Annotated in this window: 25 protein-coding genes; 11 read left to right on the forward strand and 14 right to left on the reverse strand. The window is 44.1% G+C overall.

Annotation, left to right across the window (positions count from 1 at the left end; genetic code table 11):
• Positions 1 to 35: 35 nt before the first annotated feature.
• Both rpoN and hpf read left to right on the forward strand, forming a co-directional pair.
• Positions 36 to 1,691, forward strand: a complete 1,656-nt coding sequence (gene rpoN / locus ACP69U_RS02290; RefSeq protein WP_426137708.1) for an RNA polymerase factor sigma-54 — start codon at positions 36 to 38, stop codon at positions 1,689 to 1,691.
• A 428-nt stretch (positions 1,692 to 2,119) separates the two neighbouring features.
• Complete coding sequence (gene hpf / locus ACP69U_RS02295) at positions 2,120 to 2,488, forward strand: ribosome hibernation-promoting factor, HPF/YfiA family (RefSeq protein WP_045443369.1); 369 nt, start codon at positions 2,120 to 2,122, stop codon at positions 2,486 to 2,488.
• Positions 2,489 to 2,725: 237 nt separating this feature from the next.
• On the opposite strand, the gene thiS is transcribed toward hpf, so the two are convergent.
• The 4 genes from thiS to ACP69U_RS02315 all read right to left on the reverse strand — a co-directional run bounded on the left by thiS (position 2,726) and on the right by ACP69U_RS02315 (position 5,064).
• Positions 2,726 to 2,926 (reverse strand): sulfur carrier protein ThiS, encoded by a 201-nt coding sequence (gene thiS / locus ACP69U_RS02300; protein ID WP_426137709.1) that lies wholly within the window; start codon positions 2,924 to 2,926, stop codon positions 2,726 to 2,728.
• A 136-nt stretch (positions 2,927 to 3,062) separates the two neighbouring features.
• Positions 3,063 to 3,440 (reverse strand): DUF423 domain-containing protein, encoded by a 378-nt coding sequence (locus tag ACP69U_RS02305; protein ID WP_045443375.1) that lies wholly within the window; start codon positions 3,438 to 3,440, stop codon positions 3,063 to 3,065.
• Positions 3,441 to 3,503: 63 nt separating this feature from the next.
• Positions 3,504 to 4,367, reverse strand: a complete 864-nt coding sequence (rpoH, locus tag ACP69U_RS02310) for an RNA polymerase sigma factor RpoH (RefSeq protein WP_198329691.1) — start codon at positions 4,365 to 4,367, stop codon at positions 3,504 to 3,506.
• 241 nt (positions 4,368 to 4,608) lie between these two features.
• Positions 4,609 to 5,064, reverse strand: a complete 456-nt coding sequence (locus ACP69U_RS02315) for a sulfurtransferase TusA family protein (protein ID WP_426137710.1) — start codon at positions 5,062 to 5,064, stop codon at positions 4,609 to 4,611.
• 492 nt (positions 5,065 to 5,556) lie between these two features.
• Here ACP69U_RS02315 and ACP69U_RS02320 point away from each other — a divergent pair, with 492 nt between their 5' ends.
• Positions 5,557 to 7,227, forward strand: a complete 1,671-nt coding sequence (locus tag ACP69U_RS02320; protein ID WP_426137711.1) for a M48 family metalloprotease — start codon at positions 5,557 to 5,559, stop codon at positions 7,225 to 7,227.
• Positions 7,228 to 7,274: 47 nt separating this feature from the next.
• Here ACP69U_RS02320 and ACP69U_RS02325 read toward each other — a convergent pair whose 3' ends face one another.
• The gene (locus ACP69U_RS02325; protein ID WP_045443381.1) at positions 7,275 to 7,724 is read right to left on the reverse strand and encodes a GatB/YqeY domain-containing protein; all 450 of its coding nucleotides are present in this window, start codon (positions 7,722 to 7,724) and stop codon (positions 7,275 to 7,277) included.
• Between the two features lie 144 nt (positions 7,725 to 7,868).
• Positions 7,869 to 8,084 carry a 30S ribosomal protein S21 gene (rpsU, locus tag ACP69U_RS02330; RefSeq protein WP_010195908.1) on the reverse strand — a complete coding sequence of 72 codons (216 nt, stop codon included), beginning with the start codon at positions 8,082 to 8,084 and terminating at the stop codon, positions 7,869 to 7,871.
• 409 nt (positions 8,085 to 8,493) lie between these two features.
• On the opposite strand from rpsU, the gene ACP69U_RS02335 reads away from it, so the two are divergent.
• From ACP69U_RS02335 to crcB, 4 genes are all read left to right on the forward strand, one after another.
• A complete protein-coding gene (locus ACP69U_RS02335; RefSeq protein ID WP_201540588.1) occupies positions 8,494 to 8,892 on the forward strand; it encodes a hypothetical protein in 399 nt (132 codons plus the stop codon).
• An 84-nt stretch (positions 8,893 to 8,976) separates the two neighbouring features.
• Positions 8,977 to 9,486, forward strand: a complete 510-nt coding sequence (locus ACP69U_RS02340; RefSeq protein WP_426137712.1) for a c-type cytochrome — start codon at positions 8,977 to 8,979, stop codon at positions 9,484 to 9,486.
• A 343-nt stretch (positions 9,487 to 9,829) separates the two neighbouring features.
• Positions 9,830 to 10,888 (forward strand): tRNA (adenosine(37)-N6)-threonylcarbamoyltransferase complex transferase subunit TsaD, encoded by a 1,059-nt coding sequence (gene tsaD, locus ACP69U_RS02345; protein ID WP_426137713.1) that lies wholly within the window; start codon positions 9,830 to 9,832, stop codon positions 10,886 to 10,888.
• Positions 10,889 to 10,944: 56 nt separating this feature from the next.
• Entirely contained in the window at positions 10,945 to 11,316 is a 372-nt protein-coding gene (gene crcB, locus ACP69U_RS02350; RefSeq protein ID WP_314885379.1) for a fluoride efflux transporter CrcB, read from the forward strand.
• Positions 11,317 to 11,398: 82 nt separating this feature from the next.
• Here the strand turns inward: crcB and ACP69U_RS02355 are convergent, their stop codons facing one another.
• The 4 genes from ACP69U_RS02355 to potA form a co-directional block, all read right to left on the reverse strand.
• Positions 11,399 to 12,289 (reverse strand): LysR family transcriptional regulator, encoded by an 891-nt coding sequence (locus ACP69U_RS02355; protein WP_193011298.1) that lies wholly within the window; start codon positions 12,287 to 12,289, stop codon positions 11,399 to 11,401.
• Positions 12,290 to 12,382: 93 nt separating this feature from the next.
• The gene (gene potC, locus ACP69U_RS02360; RefSeq protein ID WP_426137714.1) at positions 12,383 to 13,213 is read right to left on the reverse strand and encodes a spermidine/putrescine ABC transporter permease PotC; all 831 of its coding nucleotides are present in this window, start codon (positions 13,211 to 13,213) and stop codon (positions 12,383 to 12,385) included.
• Positions 13,213 to 14,091, reverse strand: coding sequence for a spermidine/putrescine ABC transporter permease PotB (potB, locus tag ACP69U_RS02365; protein WP_198332208.1), 879 nt, complete (start codon positions 14,089 to 14,091; stop codon positions 13,213 to 13,215). Before potB ends, potC begins: the two co-directional genes overlap by 1 nt.
• Positions 14,091 to 15,353, reverse strand: a complete 1,263-nt coding sequence (gene potA / locus ACP69U_RS02370; RefSeq protein ID WP_426137715.1) for a spermidine/putrescine ABC transporter ATP-binding protein PotA — start codon at positions 15,351 to 15,353, stop codon at positions 14,091 to 14,093. Before potA ends, potB begins: the two co-directional genes overlap by 1 nt.
• 492 nt (positions 15,354 to 15,845) lie before the next feature.
• Between potA and ACP69U_RS02375 the strand changes: the two genes are divergently transcribed.
• Positions 15,846 to 16,484: a carbonic anhydrase gene (locus ACP69U_RS02375; protein WP_045443399.1), complete on the forward strand. Its 639-nt coding sequence runs from the start codon at positions 15,846 to 15,848 to the stop codon at positions 16,482 to 16,484.
• A gap of 151 nt (positions 16,485 to 16,635) precedes the next feature.
• Entirely contained in the window at positions 16,636 to 17,217 is a 582-nt protein-coding gene (gene gloA / locus ACP69U_RS02380; RefSeq protein WP_314885370.1) for a lactoylglutathione lyase, read from the forward strand.
• A gap of 196 nt (positions 17,218 to 17,413) precedes the next feature.
• Here the strand turns inward: gloA and ACP69U_RS02385 are convergent, their stop codons facing one another.
• From ACP69U_RS02385 to ribA, 3 genes are all read right to left on the reverse strand, one after another.
• Entirely contained in the window at positions 17,414 to 17,884 is a 471-nt protein-coding gene (locus ACP69U_RS02385) for a c-type cytochrome (protein ID WP_426137716.1), read from the reverse strand.
• A 379-nt stretch (positions 17,885 to 18,263) separates the two neighbouring features.
• The gene (hemF, locus tag ACP69U_RS02390; RefSeq protein ID WP_426137717.1) at positions 18,264 to 19,259 is read right to left on the reverse strand and encodes an oxygen-dependent coproporphyrinogen oxidase; all 996 of its coding nucleotides are present in this window, start codon (positions 19,257 to 19,259) and stop codon (positions 18,264 to 18,266) included.
• A 48-nt stretch (positions 19,260 to 19,307) separates the two neighbouring features.
• Positions 19,308 to 19,979: a GTP cyclohydrolase II gene (gene ribA / locus ACP69U_RS02395; RefSeq protein ID WP_193011290.1), complete on the reverse strand. Its 672-nt coding sequence runs from the start codon at positions 19,977 to 19,979 to the stop codon at positions 19,308 to 19,310.
• A gap of 541 nt (positions 19,980 to 20,520) precedes the next feature.
• Between ribA and dxs the strand changes: the two genes are divergently transcribed.
• Positions 20,521 to 22,578: a 1-deoxy-D-xylulose-5-phosphate synthase gene (gene dxs / locus ACP69U_RS02400; RefSeq protein WP_426137718.1), complete on the forward strand. Its 2,058-nt coding sequence runs from the start codon at positions 20,521 to 20,523 to the stop codon at positions 22,576 to 22,578.
• 346 nt (positions 22,579 to 22,924) lie between these two features.
• Entirely contained in the window at positions 22,925 to 23,752 is an 828-nt protein-coding gene (locus ACP69U_RS02405; protein ID WP_045452546.1) for an inositol monophosphatase family protein, read from the forward strand.
• Between the two features lie 53 nt (positions 23,753 to 23,805).
• Here the strand turns inward: ACP69U_RS02405 and ACP69U_RS02410 are convergent, their stop codons facing one another.
• Positions 23,806 to 25,245: a WS/DGAT/MGAT family O-acyltransferase gene (locus tag ACP69U_RS02410; RefSeq protein WP_201603882.1), complete on the reverse strand. Its 1,440-nt coding sequence runs from the start codon at positions 25,243 to 25,245 to the stop codon at positions 23,806 to 23,808.
• Positions 25,246 to 25,337: the final 92 nt, after the last annotated feature.

The following is a 25,337-nucleotide window of genomic DNA, read 5'->3' on the forward strand; positions in this document are numbered from 1 at the left end:
GACTATCACCAGTATCGGAGTGTAATAAGCCACCCATGAGTATGTCTTTCGGATTGGCGACCACGCTGAGCACCTCACAAAAACTCACACCGCAAATGCAGCAAGCCATTAAATTGCTGCAACTCTCTAGTCTTGAGCTTGCGCAAGAAGTTCAGGCCAAGCTGGATAGTAATCCATTGCTTGAACGTATTGAGGATGATGAAGATGAATACGATTATGGCAGCGGCGATAGAGTAGATGAATCATTGACACTTGATAGCTGGAACCAGAGTACTGATATTGACTCATTTAGCGTAACCTCTGAGAGTAATACCCATACCTCTGAACCAGATGAAGACTTTAGTGACAGCTTGGACAAATTACAGCAAGCCAGTATCGATGATGGTGTCATAGACAATCATACGATGGATAGTGACGACTATAGTAGCTTTGAAAGTAGTGTTGATAGCAGTAATTATGCATCTACGGCAAGCAGTTCGGGGAGCAAAAGTGACGAGGATTTTGATAGTTATCAAGGCGGCACTTCTGCCACCATACAAGACCACGTGCGCTGGCAGCTGAACTTTAAGCATCTCTCAGAAGCGGACATGTTGATTGCAACCTATCTGATGGATTCTATGGATGACATGGGTTTTGTGCGGCTTGATATCGATGAGCTGTTGCAAAGCTTCGATACGATGGCAAGTTTTTATCAATGGGGAGAGCCTGTTGAGCACGATGAAGTCATGGCTGTTTTACGTGTTATTCAGTCTTGTGATCCGCTGGGTGTGGGGGCGCGAAATCTCAGTGAGTGCCTAGCGATTCAGTTGTCCAAGCTCGATGCAAATACTGACCATCTAAAAGAAGCACAAGCATTGTTGTCAGCCAGTGAGCATTTGGTGAGCAATAACATCAAAGCATTGACTGAGCGGACTGGACTCGCGCCTACACAGATTACCCCCGCGCTTAACTTGCTGCGTACCTTGAATCCGTCACCTGGTTTGCTGTTTCAAAGCAGCCAACCAGACTATACTCAGTCGCCAGCCAGCTATGATATTCCTGATGTTTTGGTCACGCCTATACGTCACCATCAGAATCAGACGAGTTCAGATACATCGACGCAAGAGGACGGCTGGAATGTGCGCCTCAATCCTGAGACCATGCCAAAGCTAAGAGTCAATCAAGAATATGCCAATTTGGTGAAGCGCGGTGATGACAGCCCCGACAATCAATATCTGCGTGAAAACCTCACCGATGCCCGCTTGTTTATTCGTAGTATTGAAGAGCGTAATCAAAACCTATTAAAAGTGGCAACCAGTATCGTGCGTTATCAGCAAGAGTTCTTGCAGCATGGCGCGACTGCCATGCAACCGCTCATCCTAAAAGCTATTGCGGAAGAAGTGGGTTTGCACGAATCGACTGTCTCGCGTCTAACCACCAGTAAAACAATTTTGACGCCGCAGGGATTATTTTCACTCAAGCATTTCTTTTCATCTCATGTCAGCAGTACCGACGGCGATATTTCATCGACTGCCATTAGTGCCATGATTAAGCAACTGATAGCCGACGAAGATGCCAAAAAGCCATTATCAGACAGTCGGATAAAAGATTGTTTATTATCCGAAGGTATCGATATCGCCAGAAGAACCGTGGCCAAATATCGTGAAGCAATGAATATTGGCTCGTCTACTCAGCGTAAACAGAAATATTAAATGTCGTAATTCAATGAGTTAAGAGAAAAATTGTGCTATCGCTAATATATTTCTTGATAAATATAAAAAATAAAATTTTCTGATTATATAGATACATTGAGGAAACAACCGTTTTTATTACATTTAATTACACTTTACTGTCTTGCTACTATTCGATATTCATGACAAATTAGAGTCATACCAACAACGAAATCTAAGTGTCGATTTAGCGTATTTACTTATCTCATTAATCAAGATGACAACGAAAGGATACGTTCGATTTTTGCTAAAAGCATCGATTATTAAAGGCGCTAATTAATAAAGACACCCCATTCATTGTTGGTAAGGCAGGGTGAAAAAGCAGGAATGCTGGCTCATCTGTTGATTGTAAGTAACAACGCAAGCAACAACGTAGGCAACAATGTAAGTCATAATAAAAGGACAACAATATGAATGTTTCTATCAGTGGTCACCATATCAGTGTTACCGACGCTATGAACGCAGCTGTTCAAGAAAAACTTGATAAAATTGGTCGTCATTTTGATCAAATTCAAAGTATTCAAGTCATTTTATCATTAGATAACAGCGGTGCTATAAAGAGCCATAAGGCTGAAGCGATTATGCGAGTCTCGGGTAAAGAGATGTTTGTCCAAGCGCTTGACGATGATATGTATAAAGCCATTAACGAGATGGCAGACAAACTTGATAGACAAGTACGCAAGTATAAAACCAAGTTGGAGAGCAAAAAGACTCAGGGTGCTGGGCGTGATGGACGCTATGAAGAGCTGATGACAGACGATGCTGCTCCAGCAGTTTAATGTTATAGAGTTTAGGATATTTAAAGGTTAATGATTACTGGCTGATGAAATAATAAATAGTATAAATAGCCGCATTTTTAGATATCTCTAAATGACATTGCCTAAAACGGAAAAAGACCTCGAACGTTTGCTACGTTGAGGTCTTTTTTATGAGCAATTATTTTTTAAAAACCCACCTTTAAATACATTTCTTTAAGCACATTCATTTTCAAATCAACGGATCATTATTTTGGCTAATTAGCCACCACCGACTGCTTGTACCACTTCAATATTCATACCTTCAGCGATACTTAATTGAGCAAGCTCACTCTTTGGAATCAGTTCGCCATCGACTTCTACTGCGTAACGACCTTGGCTAAGACCAAGCTCATTGATGACCAATTGCACGGTCTGATGGGTAGTCTGTAGTTTCTTACTATTAACGATAATGGTACTCATAAAATATACTCCTTAATGATTTTTTATCCTTTTGTGCGTACTAATTGTGCGTACTAAGGCGTGTTCTCATTTTTATCTCTATTTTCAAAATGAGCACATGCTCTAAAATGCAATTTAATTATTCTTGTTTAACTGGCTATTTTGCGACCAATTTGTTCATCGTGAATGATGACACTGCTAGCCATAGCCAACCTGCAATCATTAGTACACCACCGATAGGCGTGATCGCGCCAAACCAAAGTGGTGCGCCAAGTGTCATTGCATATAAGCTACCAGCAAATATTATAATGCCAATTTGTAGTAGCCATGCAGTGATTTGAGTGGCATATTTTAGGCGAATTAACAGACCAACCAGTAATAAACCCAGCGCATGTATAAACAAATACAGTGTTGCAGTGTGCCACCATTCGAGTTGTTGCAAACTGGCGATATTTTTTAAGCCATGCGCTCCAAACGCTCCTAAAGCGACAGCAATGGCCATATTGATCGCCGCAATACCTATCCAATTTAACATGACAAACTCGTATTATCTAAAAAATACCGCTGGTGAAAGACAGGCATTACTGATAGGTAATAACTACTGAATATCATCTGGCAAAATAACGCTATCAATGGTCATAGCCTCACGGATTTTGTCCATGGCGTTTTTTTCGATTTGGCGCACGCGTTCGGCTGAGATAGAGTAGACGGCTGCCAATTCGTGTAAGGTTGATTTTTGCTCAGAGAGCCAGCGCTGCTCCACGATATCACGTGAGCGCTCATCGAGGGTATCCATTGCCGCGATCAATGCAGATGAGTTGCTTTCTTCCCAATCTGCTTCTTCTAACTGCTCGGCAGGATCGATACCATCTTCTAAAAATAGCTGCGGTGCATAACGTCCATCGTCGTCATCGCTAGATTGCGCCTCAAACGAGGCGTCATAAGAGGTAAGCCGCGATTCCATTTCTAACACCTGCTTGCGTGTGACATTTAAGTCCTTGGCAATGGCATCAGCCTCTTCTAGCGTTAGCTGGTTGTTGGTTTTTTTGAGACTACGCAAGTTAAAGAATAATTTACGGTGCGCTTTGGTGGTCGCGACTTTGACAATGCGCCAGTTACGAATCACAAATTCATGGATTTCTGCTTTAATCCAATGCACTGCAAATGACACCAAACGCACACCCTTATTCGGGTCAAAGCGTTTTACAGCCTTCATTAGTCCCAGATTACCCTCTTGGATTAAGTCTGCTTGCGGCAAACCATAACCCGAGTAGCTGCGGGCAATATGAATCACAAAACGCAGGTGCGACATCACGAGCAGACGCGCTGCCTCCACATCACCTTCGTCATAATAGCGATGCGCAAGCTCTTGCTCTTGGATTGGTGTCAAAATTGGAATTTGGTGCACCGTGTTGATATAAGCGCCCAAATTGACCCCAGGCGCTGATAAATGAGTCGGCATCGCTGGCACTAAGTCACGGGTGCTAGTATCGCCTAAGGCGCTAGCATCATAAGGTGGACGTTGGGCGGCAGCTTTTAATGCGGCATCACGTGCTTCGTTTTTTATAGGAGCTGCCTCATCTTTTTTATTCGTTTTTGCAGTATCAGTAGAATTATTAGCCATATTCTTGACCTTGATTAAATAGTAACGCAAATAGTCAGATAAAAATCTTTATAGTTGTAATTGTAAAGGATAGCGACACTTAGTTGCTATCAGTTTTAGTAATGATGAAGTGATATATTGTATCGAAACGCTGTGCTGATAAGCTATCCGCTGATGGCTGATCCGTCATGCTATCAACGATTAATCGCAGTTGACTTGCGGCATTTGCTTGCTGGCTTTGTTGACAAAAAGCGGTGATATCAGCCTGTGAGTTGGCATCAGTTGCGACCACATATAATGAACCGCCAGCTGTGACGTCACGTAGTGCTACTTTGGTTTTTAACAGCGGCATTGGACAAGCAAGTCCGCGACCATCGACGAAACGTTGGACATGAATAGGCTGTGTTTTATTCGCCTCATGATCTGTAGTGACAGTATGCGCTGGTAACAAGTCTAACAGGTTGTTGATGTCTTGCTGCTCAGTATCAGACAAATCTGCTGATAAGTTTATGGAATAATGCGAATATACGGTGGTTGACTGACGATCAGCAGACATAAAATAAACCTTATAAATATTTTGATTTGTACTAGATTGTATTGAACATTCGCAAACACGCAATGACAGTGCCTGTAATTCATAAAAGACACTCGGCAGTGACCAGATCCTATAGTCGTGAAATGTCATTATATCAAATAGCCGATATGTAGTTGAAGTTGAATATAATCAACGTCACATTCAGTTCATTAGAATCACCTATAGTCTGTCAAGATAATTTAGATAGAAGGAAGGCGAGCAAAAGTACTAAAAATAGTAGACTGAGCGCGCCTGACACCATATCCATTTTATAGGGGATTGACTAAAGCCATGTTGCGCAATAGTGACGGGCAGCTGAGTTATTGGTAGTCGAATGCAGACTAGAATTGACCTTATATCAGCAAGCTCGTATAGTCGAAAAACGTTTAGTCAAAAAATCAGTCGAAAAAACCTTAATTCAAAAAAACCTTACTTCAAAAACAGTATCATTACTCACTTGCATAGGATACGCACTTGAACCATTTTAATAGACAATCGATACTTGGTAATGCGCCCATGACTCAGGGAAAAAAATGTAAAAGTGCTGCGCGTTCGATGGCATTATCGAGCGCTATTAAATTGGCATTGTCGGCGGTACTAATGACGATGACCACTGCTGCCATGAGTGAGGATAGTCTTAATAATGCTAATACGAGCAGCAAAGCGATGGCATCCAATTATAATTCATGGCAAACCACCGGCTCAGAAGAGCTAAATCTGCCCAATTTGCGCGGACAAGGCTTGAGCTTCGCTGAGCAATATCAAAACAAATTGCTCGGTGAATGGTCGTTACGGAACGTCAATGGTCGTATCAAAATGGAGCATGATCCTTGGATTCAAGAAACGGTCAAAGACATGACTTGGCGTCTCAATGCGCAAGCAAGGCAGCAAGCGCCGATGGGTTTGGTTATCATTGATAACCCAAGTATCAATGCCTTTGCAGCACCAGGCGGTGTCATTGGACTCAATACAGGGACGATTCTGGCCGCCAGCAGTATGGATGAGCTTGCCAGTGTGGTGGCGCATGAAGTTGCTCACATCAGTCAGCGCCATTACGAAAGTGGTGCTGATGAGCGCAAAAAGGCCTTGCTGATGCAGATAGGCGGTATGCTGGCAGCGATTGCAGCATCGGCGGTCGATGGTGATGCAGCGGCGGCAGTGATGATGGGCAGCCAAACGGCGACGATGAACAGCACGATGGCATTTAGTCGAAATAATGAGCGCGAGGCCGATCGGGTGGGCATGCAAATCATGACCCAAGCAGGCTACGACCCAAGGGCGATGCCGCGATTCTTTGCCACGATGAACCAACGCAGCCAGCTCAACCAAATTGAAAATCGATTTCTGCCAAGCTTTGTACGCTCGCATCCACTCAGTAACGAGCGCTTAAGTGAAGCGCAAAGTCGTGCCCAGCATTATCCCTCATTGTCACTAAATCAGCAGCAGCGCCATCAGGCTTTATTTGATCTGCTCTACTGGCGTGTCCAAAGTACAGGTAAACACGCCTCAGAGACAGTGCTAATGACGGCTGCTAAAAATAGCGTAGGTGCCAAATTGGCTTTGATGAACTGGTATGGCGAACAGCAACGCTTTACAGAGGCAAGCGATTTACTGGCTGAAATCAATCGACTGCCGCCTACGCAGCGCCAAAATTTAGAGCCTTTACTATCAATTACTCATAGCCAAATTCTAACGGAGCAGAATAAATGGTCACAAGCGGCGGACGTATTAGCCAGCCAGCAGCGTGTTTATCCTGAGCGTCGTGATCTGCGTCTTTATTTGGCAGAAGCGCTCACCAATAGCAATCAGTCAATCAAAGCCCAAGCGTTGCTTAAACCACTGACCGAGCAGCAGCCAAGCGACCGTTATGCTTGGCAAAGCCTACAACTGGCCAATGAAAAACTGGCAAAAACGACCGACTCTGCGTCCCTGAAAAATATTGCCACCATTAACGCGCTACGCTATCGCAGTCATGACCAACTATGGAGTAGTCGTTACGAGAGTGCATTGACGTCACTGACCCAAGCCAAACAACTGGCGGAAAAACTACAAACCACGGCTCAAGCCAGTAGCGCCCGTCCATTACTTGCCAATATCAATGCAGAAATCAAAGCAGTAAAAACCGCCAAAGACTTTGAGCCTTAGGCGGTTATTTTTACGCTGTCGTCATTAGCTTTTGATGACACTAATTACTAGCCTTGCAGCGCATCTTTTACCAGCTTAGAGATGAGCGCAGGATCTGCGCGTCCTGCGGTTTTGTTCTTTAATACACCCATCACACTGCCCATGTCACGCATAGATGTCGCGCCTTGTGCAGCGATTTCCGCATTGACCAAAGCCGCAAGTTCAGCATCATCCATTTGTTTTGGCATAAACTCATTGATGATATCAATCTCAAACTGCTCTTTGGTTGCCAGATCATCACGATTGTTTTCGGTAAAAATAGTCAATGACTCATGGCGTTGTTTTAGCTGCTTTTGCAGTATATCTAAGACTTGCGCATCATCAAGCTCTATTTGACGGTCAATCTCAATTTGCTTGATAACTGCTTGCACGTTACGCAGTACTTTGACACGCTCAAGCTCACGCGCTTTCATAGACACTTTGACATTGTCTGATAAAGTTTGTTTAAGTTGGCTCATTGTTATTATCCTTATCTGTTAAGAGTTATTTATTCAAATTTTTAAGCAATAATAATAAAAATTGTAGCATAAAAAACGCCACTGATATCAATGGATAACAGTGGCGTTAATGTAGCACTTGTACTTAATTAATCGAATTATCGATTAGTACATACGAGTGGTACGAATAGTTTCGCGTTGTAATTTTTTCTTATAACGCTTTACGGCAGCAGCTTTTTTACGCTTACGTACTTGCGTTGGTTTTTCATAAAACTCACGTTTACGTACGTCTGATAATACGCCAGCTTTTTCGCAAGCACGCTTGAAACGACGGATAGCGATGTCAACTGGTTCGTTTTCTTTAACCTTAACTGCAGGCATGAAGACTCCTCGATTAGGATGAGATATAAGGGCATTAGTTTGGCTGTGTATTAGTATTTAGCCGTAATATCTCAAGATTACAGGCATCAGCTCAAACTAGGATAATCTTGCGCATGAGCACAAGGGCAAGCATTTTAATAAAAAATGTCAGTTAAGTCAATGATTTTAGCACATTAATCCATATTTATCATTAAGTTGCAAGGGGCAATGCGCAGAGACAATTCTAAAAGTAGTTAGAACGCAGGTTTTTGCTCCAGCTTTAATGAAACTATAAATGCAAAGTGTAAAATTACTATGAATAAAAAACCCTACTGTCTATAACGGTTTGGTTGGAGTTTATGCTATGATAATTTGCATATAATAGTCAGCATATTAACCATTTTATGTGTATTTTATTGAGGATGTTGGAATGAAAAAAACAGGACTAAATACAGCCCTAAGCACCGCATTTATCATTGCTCTTGGCTTTGGCATTAGCGCTTGTAGTGGTGAAAAAGAAGGCGAATCACACGAAGTATTGGCAAAAGATCGCGTTGATGAAGCCGCTGAGCTGGCTCGCAAAAACGCACCTGAAGCTGAAAAAATGGAGTTCCCAGAAACGGCTCCAGCGCCAGTAACTGAAGCTGATGGCACAGTAGATGGTGCTGCAACTGCTGAAGCAGGGACGACTGCTACTGATATGACAGATGCAACGGATAGCGATGTTGCTGTCGCTGACAGTGCAGATATGCCAGCTAGTAGTGCAGATATGCCAGCTACTGATACGGCGGCAACGCCTACTGCTGACGCTGAACCAGCTACGAACTAATCACGGTTTGTGTGTTGATAGGTTTTGAATTTATGCGCTGTCATAAACAGTCGCTAACATGAAATATCGAATAGAGGTGTGATCATGATAAGTAAACAGCAGCGTATGAATAAAATGGTCTTATCTGCCATCAGTTTGAGTGCGCTATTAGCAATCACTGCTTGTAGTGGTGACAATGCAGCGGTCGAAGAGCCTGCTGTTGTCAATGAATCTGCCGATACAACGGTAGTGGTAGAAGACGCGCCTATAGTCGAACCTGAAGTCGTTACACCTGAACCTGTGGCAGATACCGAGACGACGGTCATTGAAGATGAGCCAGTGCAGGAAATCTCTGCGGAGCCAGAAGTGTTGGCTGCCGATGCAGGCGCCAAGCTTTATGAGACCAACTGTAAGGTTTGTCATGAAGGAGGGCTGCTGAACGCGCCGAAATACGGTGATAAAGCCGCGTGGGAGCCGCGTCTGGCTAAAGGCACAGAGACGCTGCACATGCATTCTGCAAAAGGCTTTAATAAGATGCCAGCCCAAGCCACCGATAAGGTCAGTGAAGCCCAAGTTTACGCAGCTGTAGATTACATGATTGAAGCAGTTAGCTGATCTGATATATTAAGAGATATTGACCATTGAAATTTGTTAAACTGACCGTCATTGTGACTGACAATGGCGGTTTTTTTATGCACGTTTTTTGGCAGATATGAGGGCGTGTCCTCAATAATTCAATCGATTAACCTCTAAATGGGCTAGAAATGGCTAAATTTTGTCAAACATCGCCAAAAATCGTCAAATAGCTTATTAATATTTCGATATTATTTGCGCTGCTTTCTTTGTTTGACGGCAATTTATCTCATTTTTATCACCATTTTTAAAAAGAGGATACGCCCTAAAAGATAGCAGCGTTGTAAAAATAATACGCAGACCAAAGTATGATAAAGGCAAAAATATGAAAGTATTGGGTTTAGAGACTTCTTGTGATGAGACAGGTCTGGCGATTTTTGACAGTGAGCAGATGAATAGTGGCAATCAAGGGCTGGTTGGACAAGTTCTGTATTCACAAATAGAGCTGCACGCACTGTATGGTGGCGTTGTGCCTGAGCTTGCCAGCCGCGATCATATTCGTAAGTTGGTGCCTTTGCTTAATGAGTTGTTAGAGCAGTGTAATGTGAAGAAAAGCGAGATTGATGCCATTGCTTATACCAAGGGACCCGGACTCATTGGCGCTCTGATGACGGGCGCATTATTTGGGCGAAGTTTGGCGTATGGTTTGGATATCCCTGCCATTGGCATCCATCATATGGAAGGACATCTGCTCGCACCGCTGATGGGTGCCAATCCACCCGCCTTTCCGTTTGTTTCGTTATTGGTCTCAGGTGGGCATACATTACTCATCGCCGCACGTGGTGTCGGGCAATATGAGATACTGGGTGAGTCGATCGATGATGCCGCAGGTGAATGCTTTGATAAAGCCGCCAAAATGTTAGGTTTGCCCTATCCGGGTGGTCCCAATATTGCCAAATTGGCTGAAACAGGCAACCCAACTGCTTACAATTTGCCAAGACCGATGCTACATCGTGGCCTAGACTTTTCTTTTAGCGGTATGAAAACCGCCGTGCATAACCTTATTAAAGACACCGATGGTTCAGGTGGCTCAGGGAATAATGCGGATAGCGATTCGCAAGTTCGCGCCGATATCGCCGCCAGCTTTCAGCATGCAGTCGTCGATACGCTGGTAAGAAAGTGCGTGAAAGCACTGAAGCAAGTAAAGATGAGTCGATTGGTGATTGCGGGCGGTGTCAGTGCCAACACTCATTTGCGTGAAACCTTGGAGAGCGAGCTTGCTAAGATAAATGCCACTGTGCATTATGCACCGCCTGCATTATGTACTGATAATGGGGCGATGATTGCTTATGCTGGTTATGAGCGCCTGCAAGCAGGACAGTCTGATGATTTGGCGGTGAGCTGTGTGCCGCGTTGGCCGATGACTGAGCTACCAGCAGTGTAAAGATGGCTTTGCTCAATACTATATCCGTTAACCTTCATTAAACCTAAGGATGAGCTATGCAGTGGCTTGCTATTGGACTAGGGGCTGCAATAGGTGCTTGCCTGCGGGCATGGTTGGCTCGCTTTAATCCACTGCACAGTTGGATACCACTGGGCACGCTCGGTGCCAATCTCTTAGGCGGTTTTTTGATAGGACTGGCATTGGTATGGTTTGAACGCGTGGGCAGCAGTTTATCGCCCAATGTCAGACTATTTGTGATTACCGGTTTTTTGGGCGGATTGACCACTTTTAGTACTTTCAGTGCAGAAGTTTTTACCTTTATCAACGCTGGTAAATTACTAGCAGGTTTGGGATTGGTCGGGCTACATGTGGGATTGACGTTACTAGCAACTGCTATCGGATTTTACTTTTTTAAGCTGATTTTATGAGAATGTATATTATGAAAGTATAGATAAAGATATAAGACTCAGGTACGTTGAATATTTACCACGCCTCCCTGTTAAAAAACCACTACAACGGTTTGACTATCCCTTCTAATAAACTCGCAAATCCTTGCATATAAGCGGTATCTTGGCTCGATGTGCGCGTCGCTGCATATAGCTGACAATACACGCCTGTACCCAATGGACGCGAGACGACCCAGCCTTTTTTCTCATATTCAGCGACTACCCAATCAGGTAACGCTGCCACACCGCGTTCACTAGCAACCAACTGAATCAGCATTGCCGTCAACTCTGTGGTACGAATGCTATCAAAACTCACCTGCGCTGGCGTCATAAAGTTGGCAATAATATCGAGGCGCTTGGCTTCCACTGGATACGCAATCAGAGTTTCATTGGTCAAATCATCCGGCTCAATAAATTTCTGCGCCGCCAAATCATGCGTTGGTGATAGCACCAAGCGACTTTCATACTCAAATAACGGCTGATAGCTGATACCGTCTATCGGCAAATCGCTGGTGGTAATGAGTAAATCAATATCACCTTCCATCAATAAGTGGTGTGGTTCTGGCTCAAAGCCTGTCGCAAAATCTAGCTCTACATCAGACCATTCGCGGCGGTAATGATTGAGTATCGGCATGAGCCAATCGAAGCAACTGTGACATTCAGAGGCTAGGCGTAATCTACCCGCTTGACCGTGAGCTAAGCGCTTAAGATTGGATTTGGTGCGAGTCACTTGTGGCATGATGCTATCTGCCAATGCCAGTACCGTTTTACCTGCTGGCGTAAAAGTGAGCGGGCGTGTTCGGCGATTGACCAAGCTGATATCGTAATAATTTTCCAGCTCTTTTAACTGATGTGAGACCGCAGACGCCGTGACGTGCAATTCATCGGCCGCCGCCGCCAATGAGCCATGTGCTCGCAGCGCGGTTAAGGTATTGAGATGACGGAGTTCTAGCATAAGACAACCTAACTGCTAAGATGAGAAAAATTCATTATAATCGATATAGTACTGACTTTCATTCAAAGTCATTATTTAATCCGCGGTGATAAATTAGCGTCGACGTAATAATAGCTGCGAAATAATGACCAATATCAGCGAAGCAACCAATAAAATGGTACCAATGGCATTGACCTCTGGTTTGAGTCCTACCCGTACCATCGAATAAATTCGTAGCGGTAAAATCTCATAACTAGGGCCAGTGACAAAGGTAGAAACCACCACATCATCTAGTGATAAGGTAAAGGCCAGTAGCCACCCTGCCATCACTGCGGGCAGAATGACAGGAATGAGCACTGTACGCACCATCGTTGATTCATTGGCGCCCAAGTCGCGTGCAGCTTCCATCAAGCGCTCATCGAGACTGCTTAATCGTGCAAACACCGTGATGACTACAAACGGTAAGCAAAAAGTAATATGCGCCAATAGCAGCGAGACAAAGCCTAATTGCAATCCTATTAATAAGAATAATGCTAATAATGAAATGGCGAGCACAATTTCAGGCGACATCATTAATACGAATAACAGCCCATTTAGTAAGCCTTTACCGCGAAAGTTATATCGATGTAGCGCGAGGGCGGTCAGTGTCCCTATCAAAGTTGAGACGGTGGCTGCGACCAATCCTAATACAATAGAATGCCAAAACGCATCGAGCATCGCTTGGTTATTCAGCAGCGATTCATACCACTTTAAGCTAAAGCCGCCCCAGTTATAGCCGATTTTGGATTTATTAAATGACATGACGACTAGGACGATAATTGGCAAATACAGCATGGTATAAATGAGGCCAAGATAGCCTTTAGCCGCGATGCTGCCAATCTTAATAGACGATCTTTTTTTAGTCGTCGAGCCATTCAGTTGATGATTCAGTGAACTATCAGACATTAGGCCACCTCATTAAAGTCAGTCTTGCCAATGCGGCGACTACTGGCACGGTAGGCGAGTAATAGTACCGCCATTGCTAATGTCAATAACACGCTGGCGGCTGCGCCAAATGGCCAGTCACGTGCATCCAAGAACTGGTTTTTGATGATATTACCGACCAATAAATTGCGTGAACCGCCTAAAATATCTGCGACGTAAAACATACCCATCGCCGGCAGCAGCACCAATAATACCCCTGAGATAATGCCAGGCGTCGTCAATGGTAATACGATATGCCAAAAAGTCTGGGTCTTTGATGCGCCCAAATCCTGTGAAGCGAGTAGCATGTCATTGCGTAAATCGGTAAATACGGCGTATAACGGCAACACCATAAATGGGAACAATAAATACGTTAGACCAGCAATCACCGCCCCTTGCGTATATAAAATATCGATAGGAGCATCGATGACACCTATCGCCAGTAGGGATTTATTAATCAAGCCGTTATTGGCAAACAGTAACTTGAGTGCATAAGTACGCACGAGGGAGTTGGTCCAAAATGGTAGGATTAACAGCATCATGAGCAGCGGCTGCCAACGCGTTTTGGCTTTGGATATCAGCCAGGCAAAAGGGTAGCCAAGTAACAAACAGATGATGGTCGTGATGCCTGCCATCCATAACGAATGAATAAATACACCGAAATATAGCGGGTCAATCATACGTATATAGCTGTCGATGCTGACAGGCAAGCTAATAAAAGCACTGCTATCACGGGTCAAAAAACTGACAGCGATGACCAAGATATTTGGTAATAACGCAAATATCAGTAACCAACCCCAAATCAGCCATAGCGTTGCGGTACGAAAAGGACTTTTGCTGCCTAAGCTAGGACGTGCCATCAGCTAATATCCTTTTGAGCCGCTAAATTGGCAGATTGACGATTTGCCTCATCATCAAGCGTACCGTCTTCTGGTAGTACCCACTCCCAGCCATCGACCCACGAGACTTTGACGCCTTCATTTAACTTGTAATCAAAGCTTGGGTCATCCTCATCAAAAAATTCGGAGGCCTTAATAATATGACCGTTTGTTAATTCAATGATGGAATCTAAGGTGCTGCCTTTATAGTTGCTTTCAATCACTCGCCCGAGTAAGCCACCATGTTCTTTATCATTGGGGTCATAAATACGTAAATCTTCGGGACGTAGCAATAAATTAACGATATCGCCCACTTGTACATCGTTAGCAAAATCAGGACGGCGTAAATTACGTAAGGTGGTCGGACCGTCTTGCGCTTGTGCTTCACAAACTTCGACTTCGATACGGCCATTGGTCACGCGACCGTCGCGATCTGGTTGGTTGGGATAAACGCCTCTGACTTCCGCTTTAAACAAGTTGGTCTCACCGATAAACTTGGCGGTAAATAAATTCGCGGGTGTTTCATAAATCTCAATAGGCGTGCCGATTTGCTGAAAAGTGCCATCTTTCATCACGGCGATACGATCTGACATTGATAGCGCTTCTTCTTGATCGTGGGTGACAAATACAAAAGTGATGCCAAGCTCTCGTTGCAGCCGTTTAAGCTCAGATTGCATTTGTAAACGCAGCTTATGATCGAGTGCAGATAGTGGCTCATCAAGTAGCAACAGTTTAGGACGATTGATGACGGCTCGTGCAATGGCGACACGCTGCTGCTGACCACCAGACAAGTCTTGTGGTCTGCGATTGGCTAAATGCTCCAGCTGTACCATGGCGAGCATCTCGCGCACGCGGGTTTGAATCTCATCTTTCGGTACTTTTTTGAGCTTAAGCCCGTAAGCAACGTTTTGCGCGACACTCATATGTGGAAACAAGGCGTACTGCTGAAACACTGTGTTTACGGGACGTTTATCCGCTGGCAAGCCTGCCATCTGCACGCCGTCTAGATAAATTGCCCCAGCATTTGGCTGCTCAAAACCAGCGATTAGGCGCAGTAAGGTTGTTTTACCGCAGCCTGATGGACCAAGTAGCGTCAAAAATTCACCGTGCTTGATATCAAGATTGATGTCTTTTAATACTTCAGTTTGATCATAGGTTTTTTTTAGACCAGTCACTTGCAGTAGTACTTTGTCATCTTGAGCTGATGCAGAGGCTCTGTGCATATTTGGCGGTGAATTGGTCATAATATTTATTCCTACGTGTCCGACATCGCAGTACAGCTATTTATTTAGGACACTGTCGTCAAGGTGATTTGATATGGATATAAGCGATGGGTGTAAACCCGATTTGGTCGCCGCGTATTATAACAAACCCTTGATATAAATCAGTGCAAGTTCGTTATAAGTTCTGCGAGCAACACGGTTACGCTGTCAATGGCTGTTGATGCTTGATAGTTCGGTGTTGTCTGTTTGATGCTCGGTTTTGGCTAATGCATTTCTGTTTTTCAGTTTCACTGCCAATTTTATAATTCTGTATGATTGGCAATAACTGCCATTCTATGACGATATTTAAACAAAAATTTTTATCATTTTTTGGTTTTTATTCCTATACAATCACGGTATGGCAGACAAACATAATGCGCCTGATAGGTTAGTAGCCATTTGCAAATCTATGTTTGAATACATGTGTGGAAAGCTGTTTATAACGCTAATATTATTAATGATAAAGGATGTCTTATGCCTAACGATACACGCCCGAAAACCGGTCAAGAAGCTCTTGCGCTTTTAAAAGAAGGCAATATGCGCTACATAGATAGTTTGACCACTACTGATCCAACAATGCAAAGACGACCTGAATTGGTTAAAGACCAAGATCCCTTGGCCATTATTTTGGGTTGCTCGGATGCACGAGTACCAGTTGAGATTGTATTTGATCAAGGCTTGGGTGATTTGTTCGTCATTCGAGTCGCGGGTAATGTCGTCGCGCCTTCACAGATTGGCTCGATTGAGTTCGCGGCCGAAAAGTTCGGTACAAAATTGGTGGTCGTGCTTGGGCATTCACATTGCGGCGCGGTCACCGCTTGTGTTGAGACACTGATCAATCCTGAGAAAAACTATTCGCCCAACTTGCAGTCGATTGTCGATCGCATTCGCCCAAGCGTTTATAACTTGCATGAGCTTGCCACTGCCAATGGTCAAGATGTCGATGCCGACGAGTTGGTCGATCGCTCTATCCGCGCCAACGTCCGTATGTCAGTTAGCCAGCTCAAACATGGCTCGCGGGCATTAGAGGACTTAACCAATAGCGGTCAATTGCTGGTCGTGGGTGCAGAGTATGATTTAGAGACAGGAAAAGTACGTTTCTTAGACAGCTAATTAATCGGTTAAATGGGTAGCACCCAGTGTGCGCTCTTACAAAACCCTCTCAATGCTTTCGCAATTTTTTATTATGATAAAAGGGTCAAGCGCGTAAAAATATTCACGCGCTTGTTTTTAAACTCTCTATTTTGTCAATATTAGGATAATTATGTCTATATTAAATACTGGCTCAGCCACCGATAATAATAACGAATCACTTATCGCGCAGCCGCCGAGTAGCGTAAATACTGATGGTGTTCAGCCTATCTCAGCACAGACGACAGGTTTTACTTTTAACCACACCATGCTACGGGTAAAAGATCCTGTCAAGTCGTTAGCGTTTTATACTGGTGTCCTTGGTATGACTTTGCTGGCGGTAAAAAAATTCCCTGATATGGGTTTTGATTTGTATTTTTTAGCCAAACTGACCGAAAGCGAGCGCGACAATTTGCCTGCGGGTGATGATTTGGAAATCTTTGCATTCCGTCAACGCGGTATCTTAGAATTGACCCATAATTATGGTACCGAAACGAAGGCTGACTTTAGCTATCATGATGGTAATGGTGAGCCACAAGGGTTTGGACATATCTGCTTTAGTGTACCTAGTCTCGCTGAATCGGTTGCTTGGTTTGATAAAAATAATGTCGAATTCAAAAAACGTCCAGAAGATGGCAGTATGAGAAACGTTGCCTTTATCAAAGATGTTGATGGCTACTGGATTGAAATTGTACAAGCAGATTTAATGGGCTAGCTTTACCCGCTGATAAGCCTATATGTCAGTTGGTCCAGTCAAATAATCAATTAATCGAGTGGATGTTACAGCTGCGACAGAATAATTTACTTAGCGCGTGATTTTAAAGAACAGTCTTTAACACAATATTTTCGAAATAAAAATCCGCCATATCAAATGACATGGCGGATTTTTTATGGCATCAATTTAGCAAGATTTAGTCAGTTTTGGCTTTAAAATCAGTATGACATGATTTACAGCTGGCACCAACTTGACCAAAGGCTGGTTTTACATCGTCGATGCTAGTGGCTGTTTGTGCAGCAGCGTTCAGCTCAGCAGTGACTTTTTGAAAGTTTTCTGCTTCTGCACGGAAACCATCGGCATTCGACCAAACGGCATCAGTGGCATTACCAACGGCTTCTTTATTTTCAAAGTGACTCCAAGGCGTAGCAGCGTTTTCTGCTAAAAATGCAGCTTGCTCTTTGAATACGGCGGCATCAAAAGTATCAGGTGCTTTCATCATATCACCCATGACGCCCATCGCATCACCATAGCTTTTCATACTATCTTGACGGGCTTTTACGTCAGGGTCAGTGGCAGTGCTACACGCCGTTAGACCTAAGGCGGCTGCCATCAATGTGATACCAAAGATAGATTTTAATGATTGGTTGGTATGAACCTGTGCCATGTGAATTACTCCTGTAAAATTGGCTAGTAGTAGGCGCGCTTATAAACGCTGGCTTTACATACTGTTTTTAAATAACAGCCTTTAAATGTTTCTTCTAAACACTGCTTTTGAATAAAGCATTTTGTTATAAAAATTACTCCATGATCTTTTGGAAACGCATTCGCTTCTAAAGGATTTTTCCAACAATAGTTCTTATTGTAACGGTTATCTATGCAGTGGTCATAAATTTAGTTGTTATATCATCGTAATTTTTGAGTCAGTGATCGTCGTTCATATCAATTTGCGCTCATATAAAAAGGTCAGCGTTGATAGCCGACCTTCTTGATATTCTCTAAAGGCAAGCTAGTAGATGCCTTTGTCTTTATTATATTCACACAAACTATAGAGTCAACCAATCGCGTGGTTTTAGATAAAAATCGGTCAATTCAAACTCAGGCGAACCTTCAGTCGGCTCAAAACGATAATGCCAGCTAGCAAGCGGTGGCATGCTGACTAAGATGGACTCGATACGACCATTACTTTGTAGTCCAAATAGAGTGCCGCGATCATAAACAAGGTTATACTCAACATAGCGACCACGGCGATAAAGCTGAAATTCGCGCTGTGCTTCGGTATAAGGGGCATTTTTACGCTGCTCAAAGATGGGCATGATACCGTCAAGATAACCGTTGCCGACCGCCTTCATAAAACTAAAGCAGGTTTCAAAGTCCCAGCCGCGACTTTCCGTATTGACATCATCATAGAATAAGCCGCCGATACCGCGCTGCTCATCACGATGACGTAGGTGGAAATACTCATCACACCATTGCTTAAAGTCAGGATAGACGCTGTCACCAAAAGGCGCGCACAGATCATGACAGACTTGATGCCAATGCACGCAATCAGCGAGTACGGGATAAAACGGCGTCAAATCAAAACCACCGCCAAACCACCAAATAGGGTCTTCGCCCTCAGCTTCAGCAACGAACAAACGCACATTGGCATGGCTGGTTGGGACGTTAGGGTTTTTGGGATGGACAACCAATGAGACGCCCATGGCTTGGGCTTTACGACCAGCGATATGGGGATGACGTGCAGTGGCTGAAGCAGGCAAATTATGTACGTGAATATGACTGAACATCACACCTGCTTTTTCAATCACGTCACCATCTGCTAGGACACACGAGCGACCACCGCCGCCTTCAGGGCGTTCCCAGTCATCAGGGACAAAGGTTGCATTACCGCCACCATCGCGCTCTTGTGCTTCTAAGGCTTGACAGATACGAGCCTGCAAATCGACCAAAAATTCACGCACACGCATGATGTCGTCATTGGCTGGCGTTGTTAAGTCTGCCGCTGGCAGATTTGGAAGGTTATCACTATTTGGAATACTCATAAAATATCTATTTATTTAGTGTATTGATGTCTATTTATTTATTGATGTCTATTTATTAAGGTGTAACGCGGTATTGAAATCTTTGTCTAATAAATGCCCCATGCGGTCGCGCTTGGTCGCTAAATATTCAGCATTCATATCGTTCACCCCAACCAATAAAGGCACGCGTTCCACGACATTAATACCGTGCTCGGTTAGATAAGCCACTTTGTCTGGATTATTGGTGATGAGTCTGACGGCGTCAACACCAATATGAGCAAGCATCGGCCCGCACATATCATAAATGCGCGCATCAGCGGGTAAGCCCAACATGAGGTTGGCATCTAAAGTATCATGACCTTGGTCTTGCAGGGCGTAAGCGCGAATCTTATTGGTCAGGCCAATACCGCGACCTTCTTGGCGTAAGTATAATATAGCCCCGCAGCCAGTCTCTTGTATTGCTTGCATCGCCGTGTTGAGCTGCGGCCCACAGTCACATTTTAATGAGCCAAAAGCATCACCCGTTAAGCACTCTGAATGAATGCGAATCAATGGAATGGTTTTTTCTGCTCGCGTGGTGTCCGTTTGACTCGGTGAGCTATCCGCCGTATGTTGATCGACGACAGGTAGACCGACAGTCAGCATCACATGTTCTTGACCTTCGTCGTTTTCGAAGATATGAATATCAAACTCGCCGTGACGAGTAGGTAGTTTGGCACTAGTAATAAATTGATATGACATTAATGTCCTGCATAAGCCGATAAGCGTGGCGGTAGAGGGTCTTTTTTAACCATATTAAAACAGCGATGACATCCTAGCTGTAGGATGATGCCAGTATAATCCGTTTGTAAATAGTGCATGCTGATTGTCTTTTTTATAAAAACACACAAAGTTCACAAACGACGCACGATGATTAAAGCGACAATTAAAAATAAATGCTATTATGCCATACTATTTTGACGGATACAGTGACAAGTCTTTGCCCTTACATTACTATGTCGTCACTAACATCCGATATTGATGCAGAATAATCAGGCATAATATTACCCCTTGTTATGAAAGCGTCAGAGCAATGTTCCATCGCTGTCTATGACGGTAGCGTATGTGCTATTCGGCGGCGCGCAGCTATTTATATGTTTATATAAAGGCTGCCTGAACAAATTTATGAACAGTTATATGGTCGATTACATCAATAATGGTGTAGATATTATTGACGTCACTTAGTTAGCATTATGCGCTAAGAGGCTGTCTTGTCAGCAGATTGGTAGGTATCGTACGGTTTATGCAGCAGTCACCTCATTCCCCACAGTCTCAGTCCGTATCTGCGCCAGCTGTCGATTCTGCTGCCCAGCTGTCGAATCTACAGCAGACTTATACTGTGATTCCACGCGTCCGTCCTGATACGCCTTTGCTGGATAGCATTGCAGCGCCAGCTGATCTTAATACACTGACAACCGCTCAACTTATCACGTTGGCTGATGAGCTGCGGCTATTTCTATTGTATTCAGCAGGTCAAAGCGGTGGGCATTTTGGTGCCAATTTGGGCGTGGTTGAATTGACCATTGCGCTGCATTACCTACTAGATACACCGCAAGATCAAATTGTTTGGGACGTGGGTCATCAAGCCTATGCTCATAAAGTCTTGACGGGTCGCCGTGATCAGTTGGCGACGATCCGCTCGAAAGATGGCTTGACTGCTTTTCCTGAGCGTGCAGAATCCGTTTACGATACCTTTGGTGTTGGGCATTCATCGACTTCAATCTCAGCTGGTTTAGGCATGAGCTTAGCACTGCGTTATCAACGTCGCACGCAAACCGTTGCTTGTATCATTGGTGATGGTGCAATGACCGGCGGTATGGCATTTGAAGCGATGAATGATGCGGTGCAACAAGATGCGGATTTATTGGTCATTTTAAATGACAACGATATGTCGATTTCTTGTTCTATCGGTGGTTTTTCACGGCATTTAGCGATGCTGTGGGAGTCAGGGTATCAGGTCGATATCTCTGATGAAGGCGAGCCAGTGCTCTGCCAGCGCCCTGATATGCAAGGCTTTGATCGCCGTAAGCGTCATAAAGAGATGCGCGATGTGCCGCAGTTAGAAGACAATTTATTTAAAGCGATTGGTTTTACCTACTTTGGTCCGTTTGATGGTCATAATATCCCTGAGTTATTGCGGGTATTGTCACTTGCCAAGCAGATGAAAGGCCCTGTTTTAGTCCATATTTATACCACCAAAGGCAAAGGTTTTGCGCCAGCTGAATTAGATCCCGTCGGCTATCATGCTATCAGCAAGCTTCCTGTCGAAGTCAAGAATGATACTCAGGCTGTCGCCACAGAAAAATCAGTGTCCAATACTAAACCTGCGTTAAAATACTCGCAAGTATTTGGGCAATTCTTATGTGATAAGGCCGCTGAAGACGATAAGCTGCTTGCCATCACACCTGCCATGGAAGAAGGCTCGGGGATGATTGATTTTGCCCGTCAATTTCCAGAGCGTTTTTTTGATGTAGCCATCGCTGAGCAACACGCCGTCACATTGGCTGCTGGGATGGCAACCCAAGGCGTCAAACCGATTGTGGCGATTTATTCGACGTTTTTGCAACGTGGCTATGATCAGCTGATTCATGATGTGGCTTTGCAAAACCTTGATGTGATGTTTGCTATTGATCGTGCTGGCCTAGTCGGTGAAGATGGTGCAACGCATGCCGGCGTATTCGATTTTGCCTTTTTACGCTGCGTGCCCAATATGCTGATCGCCGCGCCAAAAGATGAAAACGAATGCTACCATTTGCTCAATACGTGCTATGAATATCAAGGCTGCACGGCAGTACGCTATCCGCGTGGTGTCGGTACTGGCGCAGTTATCGCATCGCCAGCACAGACTTATAACGTTGGCGAGGCAGTGATAGAGTCGGTATTAGGTAATGAGGATGCGCCTAAAAAGCTGGCGCTACTCGTATTTGGTACCATGGTTGCGACGGCTCAGCAAGCGGCAGAAAGCTTAATTGACAATGATATAGAATCAGACTGTCAGGTACATGTCATTAATATGCGCTGGGTAAAACCTTTAGACACGGCATTATTAGAAAAGTTGTTAGAGCAAGGTATTACACACATTGCGACTTTGGAAGAGCACATGATTATGGGCGGCGCGGGCAGTGCGGTAAATGAGTATTTGCTTAACGAATCACCAGCCTTTAAAGACAACCGCCCCGCCGTTATTAATGTCGGCATTCCAGATCGCTTTGTCGCCCATGGCTCACAAGCAGAGCAAATGGCTGATTGTGGTTTAGATGTTAATGGTGTGGTAAAGCAGCTTGAACAGTTGCTGCTGTAAGTTATACCTTTGAACGTTTTTAAGTTTTTAAACTGTCATTTGGACAGAGTATTGGTTAAATAGATAAAAGCTCGATCGATAGAGCGAACGCCTACTTAGTCGTAGGTGCTGACTTTTTTACAACTTACGCAGTTTGTGATGACCACCAAAATTTGGGTTGGTTTGGCGAACGTCATGGTTTTTTTCGTTTTTTATCGAACAATTTTAGTATAATGCGATCATCGCTTTTAAATGGCGCATTTTTTTAATCGTATAAATACAGTGTGATGCAGCGGCTGATTGGCATGTTGTGGGCACAGAGTTCGTCTTATTTTTGACATTCATTCATCAAGCAAATAGGTTATTTATGGAACCCATGGTCGTCATCGCAGCACGTACTGCTGAAAAAGTTGGTAAAGAGATTTTATATGCGCATCAAAACCGCCATAAAATCGAATTGGATATTGAGTCAAAAGGGCTTGATGGATTGGTTACGCGTATTGATCGCTTTAGCGAAGAGCTGACGATTGAAACCCTAAAAGCCAGCTATCCAAATCACTCGTACTTGGGTGAAGAGTTTGGTATGCAAGAAGGTCGCGGTGAAGATGCAGACTGGTGCTGGATTATTGATCCGCTAGATGGCACCAAAAACTTCGTCCATGGTGTGCCGCAGTTTTGTGTGTCTATCGCCGTACAGCATAAAGGCGTGACCCAGCATGGCGTGATCTATGATCCTGTCCGTGATGAGATGTTCTCTGCTAGCCGTGGTAAAGGCGCGCGCTTGAACAATCGCCGCATGCAAGTGAGCGAGCGCAAAACGATTGATGGCGGTCTATTTACCACTGGTCATCCGCTTGAGCGTAAACGCAATGGCGAAGTCATCTCTTATGCCAAGCAGCATTTTGAAAGCTTGCAAAAAATCTCTGAAGCAGGCGGTCAAGTTCGTCGTTTAGGCTCAGCTGCGCTTGATTTATGTTATGTCGCTGCCGGTCGTTTTGATGGCTATTTTGAGATGTCTATTAAGCCTTGGGATATCGCGGCAGGTGAGCTTATCGTGACCGAAGCACGTGGCGTGGTGGTTGACCATACAGGCGCGCACAACTCGATGACTTCAGGCTCTATTTTCGCCTGTAACATTAAGTTATTGAAGCCATTGATGCAAGTGGTTGTTCCAACGTGGGGTGATGCATTTTAAGCACCACTTAAGCATAAGTATTAAGACAACTTAACACTAAAAAGCTGGTTCCATTATGGAGCCAGCTTTTTTGTTTTACCATTATTCTTATAGCCACCTTTATCTTCAACCGTAATGCCTTGGAACTTAAGCGCTTTACTGGTGGTTTCCAACAGTTGCAACTCTTCTTCAATAAGCGTTAGCATTTCTTGTACATGCGGCAGTGCTTTACTACAAGCCGTAATCCCAAATTCAATCTTATCTAGATAACTAGCAAGGGTGATATTCATTGCTTGACCATTGAAGACAATAGATGCAGGGTACAACGATTGTAAACGTGCACCATTCCAATATAGTGGTTTTTCAGAACCAGGCACATTAGAGATAATCAGGTTAAACGCCTGTTTTTTGGGAAATAGACTGGTCGCTAAATTGATACCTTCCCAAGCATAGGCAATCACGCTGTAGTTAATCACTTGGGCTTGATTCATGCGTCGAAAGCGGCGTTTGCCGTTATTCATACTGCGATGAATCAGTTTGATTCGGCTCAAAGGATCATCTAAATGCGTGCCCAAATTGGCCAGTACAAAGGATAATTGATTGCCTGCCACACTGTCATCCGTACGCAGCGACATCGGTACAAAAGCAATGAGCGGCTTGCTAGGCAGCGCATCCATGGATATAAGATAACGACGAATGGCACCCGCACATACCGCCAGCACCACATCGTTTTTACTGATATTTAGTCGCTCAGCAATATCGTTAAAACGCTGAATATCATAAGACTGCGCGGCTATACGCCGTGAGGCTGATATGCGTTTATTGAGCACACTCATCGGTGCATCAAAAGTACCGACATAGCTGTCATCACCGTAATTTTTCAAATTATCCAGCAGTTCGGTAAATACAGGCTTAATGGTAGATATTTGCTCTTTAATGATGCGTAATGCGGAGCGCTCTTTGGGTAAAATCGCATCGACTTGATTGCGATGGCGTGCCATTAATGACCAAATCGGTAGCGTTACTGGCTCAGTGGGCGATTGTGATAATGATTTTTTAACAAGGCGCATGGCAGCAATGCCATCAACCAACGAATGGTGAATTTTGAAATATAGGGCAAAACGCTCAGGGTCGCCTTCGTTTTCTGGTTGAATACCTTCAATCACATGACATTCCCACAATGGCATGGCACGATCCAACAGCCGACCATGCTCTCTTGAAACATACATCAACAACTCGCGAACCCGTGCAGGCTTTGGTAAGGCAACATGATGCAGATGATGCTCAACATCAAAATGCTTGTCCTTTTTCCAAAAAGCCAAATGCTCAAGCACTTGGTTAAAAGGAAAGGTAGGCGACACATCAGAATCTTGCATTTGTTTGACCAATTGGCAAACAAAACCGCTACCCGCATTCTCTGGCAATTCGAATAGGAATAGACCTCCAACATGCATGGGCTGTTTACGCGACTCAAGAAGTAAAAACAACTGGTCGACTGCTGTGAGAAGCCGCATAATAAATCCTTTTATGACGATAAGTTGAGTAAGAGTTACTTCTTTTATTATTATTTTATAGCTGACTTTTTATTAAATACTATGAATTTAAT

This window comes from Psychrobacter sp. TWR1-1-1, assembly GCF_049895865.1.
In the GTDB taxonomy this organism is placed as follows: Bacteria; Pseudomonadota; Gammaproteobacteria; order Pseudomonadales; family Moraxellaceae; genus Psychrobacter; species Psychrobacter immobilis_A.

Coding starts and splice junctions, on each gene's coding strand:
- ACP69U_RS02335 (WP_201540588.1), top strand. CDS start 8,494: ATGAAAAAAACAGGACTAAATACAGCCCTAAGCACCGCATTTATCATT.
- crcB (WP_314885379.1), top strand. CDS start 10,945: ATGCAGTGGCTTGCTATTGGACTAGGGGCTGCAATAGGTGCTTGCCTG.
- ACP69U_RS02405 (WP_045452546.1), top strand. CDS start 22,925: ATGGAACCCATGGTCGTCATCGCAGCACGTACTGCTGAAAAAGTTGGT.
- ACP69U_RS02375 (WP_045443399.1), top strand. CDS start 15,846: ATGCCTAACGATACACGCCCGAAAACCGGTCAAGAAGCTCTTGCGCTT.
- hemF (WP_426137717.1), bottom strand. CDS start 19,259: ATGAGTATTCCAAATAGTGATAACCTTCCAAATCTGCCAGCGGCAGAC.
- ribA (WP_193011290.1), bottom strand. CDS start 19,979: ATGTCATATCAATTTATTACTAGTGCCAAACTACCTACTCGTCACGGC.
- ACP69U_RS02315 (WP_426137710.1), bottom strand. CDS start 5,064: ATGTCTGCTGATCGTCAGTCAACCACCGTATATTCGCATTATTCCATA.
- potA (WP_426137715.1), bottom strand. CDS start 15,353: ATGACCAATTCACCGCCAAATATGCACAGAGCCTCTGCATCAGCTCAA.
- potB (WP_198332208.1), bottom strand. CDS start 14,091: ATGGCACGTCCTAGCTTAGGCAGCAAAAGTCCTTTTCGTACCGCAACG.
- hpf (WP_045443369.1), top strand. CDS start 2,120: ATGAATGTTTCTATCAGTGGTCACCATATCAGTGTTACCGACGCTATG.
- dxs (WP_426137718.1), top strand. CDS start 20,521: ATGCAGCAGTCACCTCATTCCCCACAGTCTCAGTCCGTATCTGCGCCA.
- ACP69U_RS02340 (WP_426137712.1), top strand. CDS start 8,977: ATGATAAGTAAACAGCAGCGTATGAATAAAATGGTCTTATCTGCCATC.
- ACP69U_RS02410 (WP_201603882.1), bottom strand. CDS start 25,245: ATGCGGCTTCTCACAGCAGTCGACCAGTTGTTTTTACTTCTTGAGTCG.
- potC (WP_426137714.1), bottom strand. CDS start 13,213: ATGTCTGATAGTTCACTGAATCATCAACTGAATGGCTCGACGACTAAA.
- thiS (WP_426137709.1), bottom strand. CDS start 2,926: ATGAGTACCATTATCGTTAATAGTAAGAAACTACAGACTACCCATCAG.
- gloA (WP_314885370.1), top strand. CDS start 16,636: ATGTCTATATTAAATACTGGCTCAGCCACCGATAATAATAACGAATCA.
- ACP69U_RS02385 (WP_426137716.1), bottom strand. CDS start 17,884: ATGGCACAGGTTCATACCAACCAATCATTAAAATCTATCTTTGGTATC.
- tsaD (WP_426137713.1), top strand. CDS start 9,830: ATGAAAGTATTGGGTTTAGAGACTTCTTGTGATGAGACAGGTCTGGCG.
- ACP69U_RS02305 (WP_045443375.1), bottom strand. CDS start 3,440: ATGTTAAATTGGATAGGTATTGCGGCGATCAATATGGCCATTGCTGTC.
- rpoH (WP_198329691.1), bottom strand. CDS start 4,367: ATGCCGACTCATTTATCAGCGCCTGGGGTCAATTTGGGCGCTTATATC.
- ACP69U_RS02325 (WP_045443381.1), bottom strand. CDS start 7,724: ATGAGCCAACTTAAACAAACTTTATCAGACAATGTCAAAGTGTCTATG.
- rpsU (WP_010195908.1), bottom strand. CDS start 8,084: ATGCCTGCAGTTAAGGTTAAAGAAAACGAACCAGTTGACATCGCTATC.
- ACP69U_RS02355 (WP_193011298.1), bottom strand. CDS start 12,289: ATGCTAGAACTCCGTCATCTCAATACCTTAACCGCGCTGCGAGCACAT.
- rpoN (WP_426137708.1), top strand. CDS start 36: ATGAGTATGTCTTTCGGATTGGCGACCACGCTGAGCACCTCACAAAAA.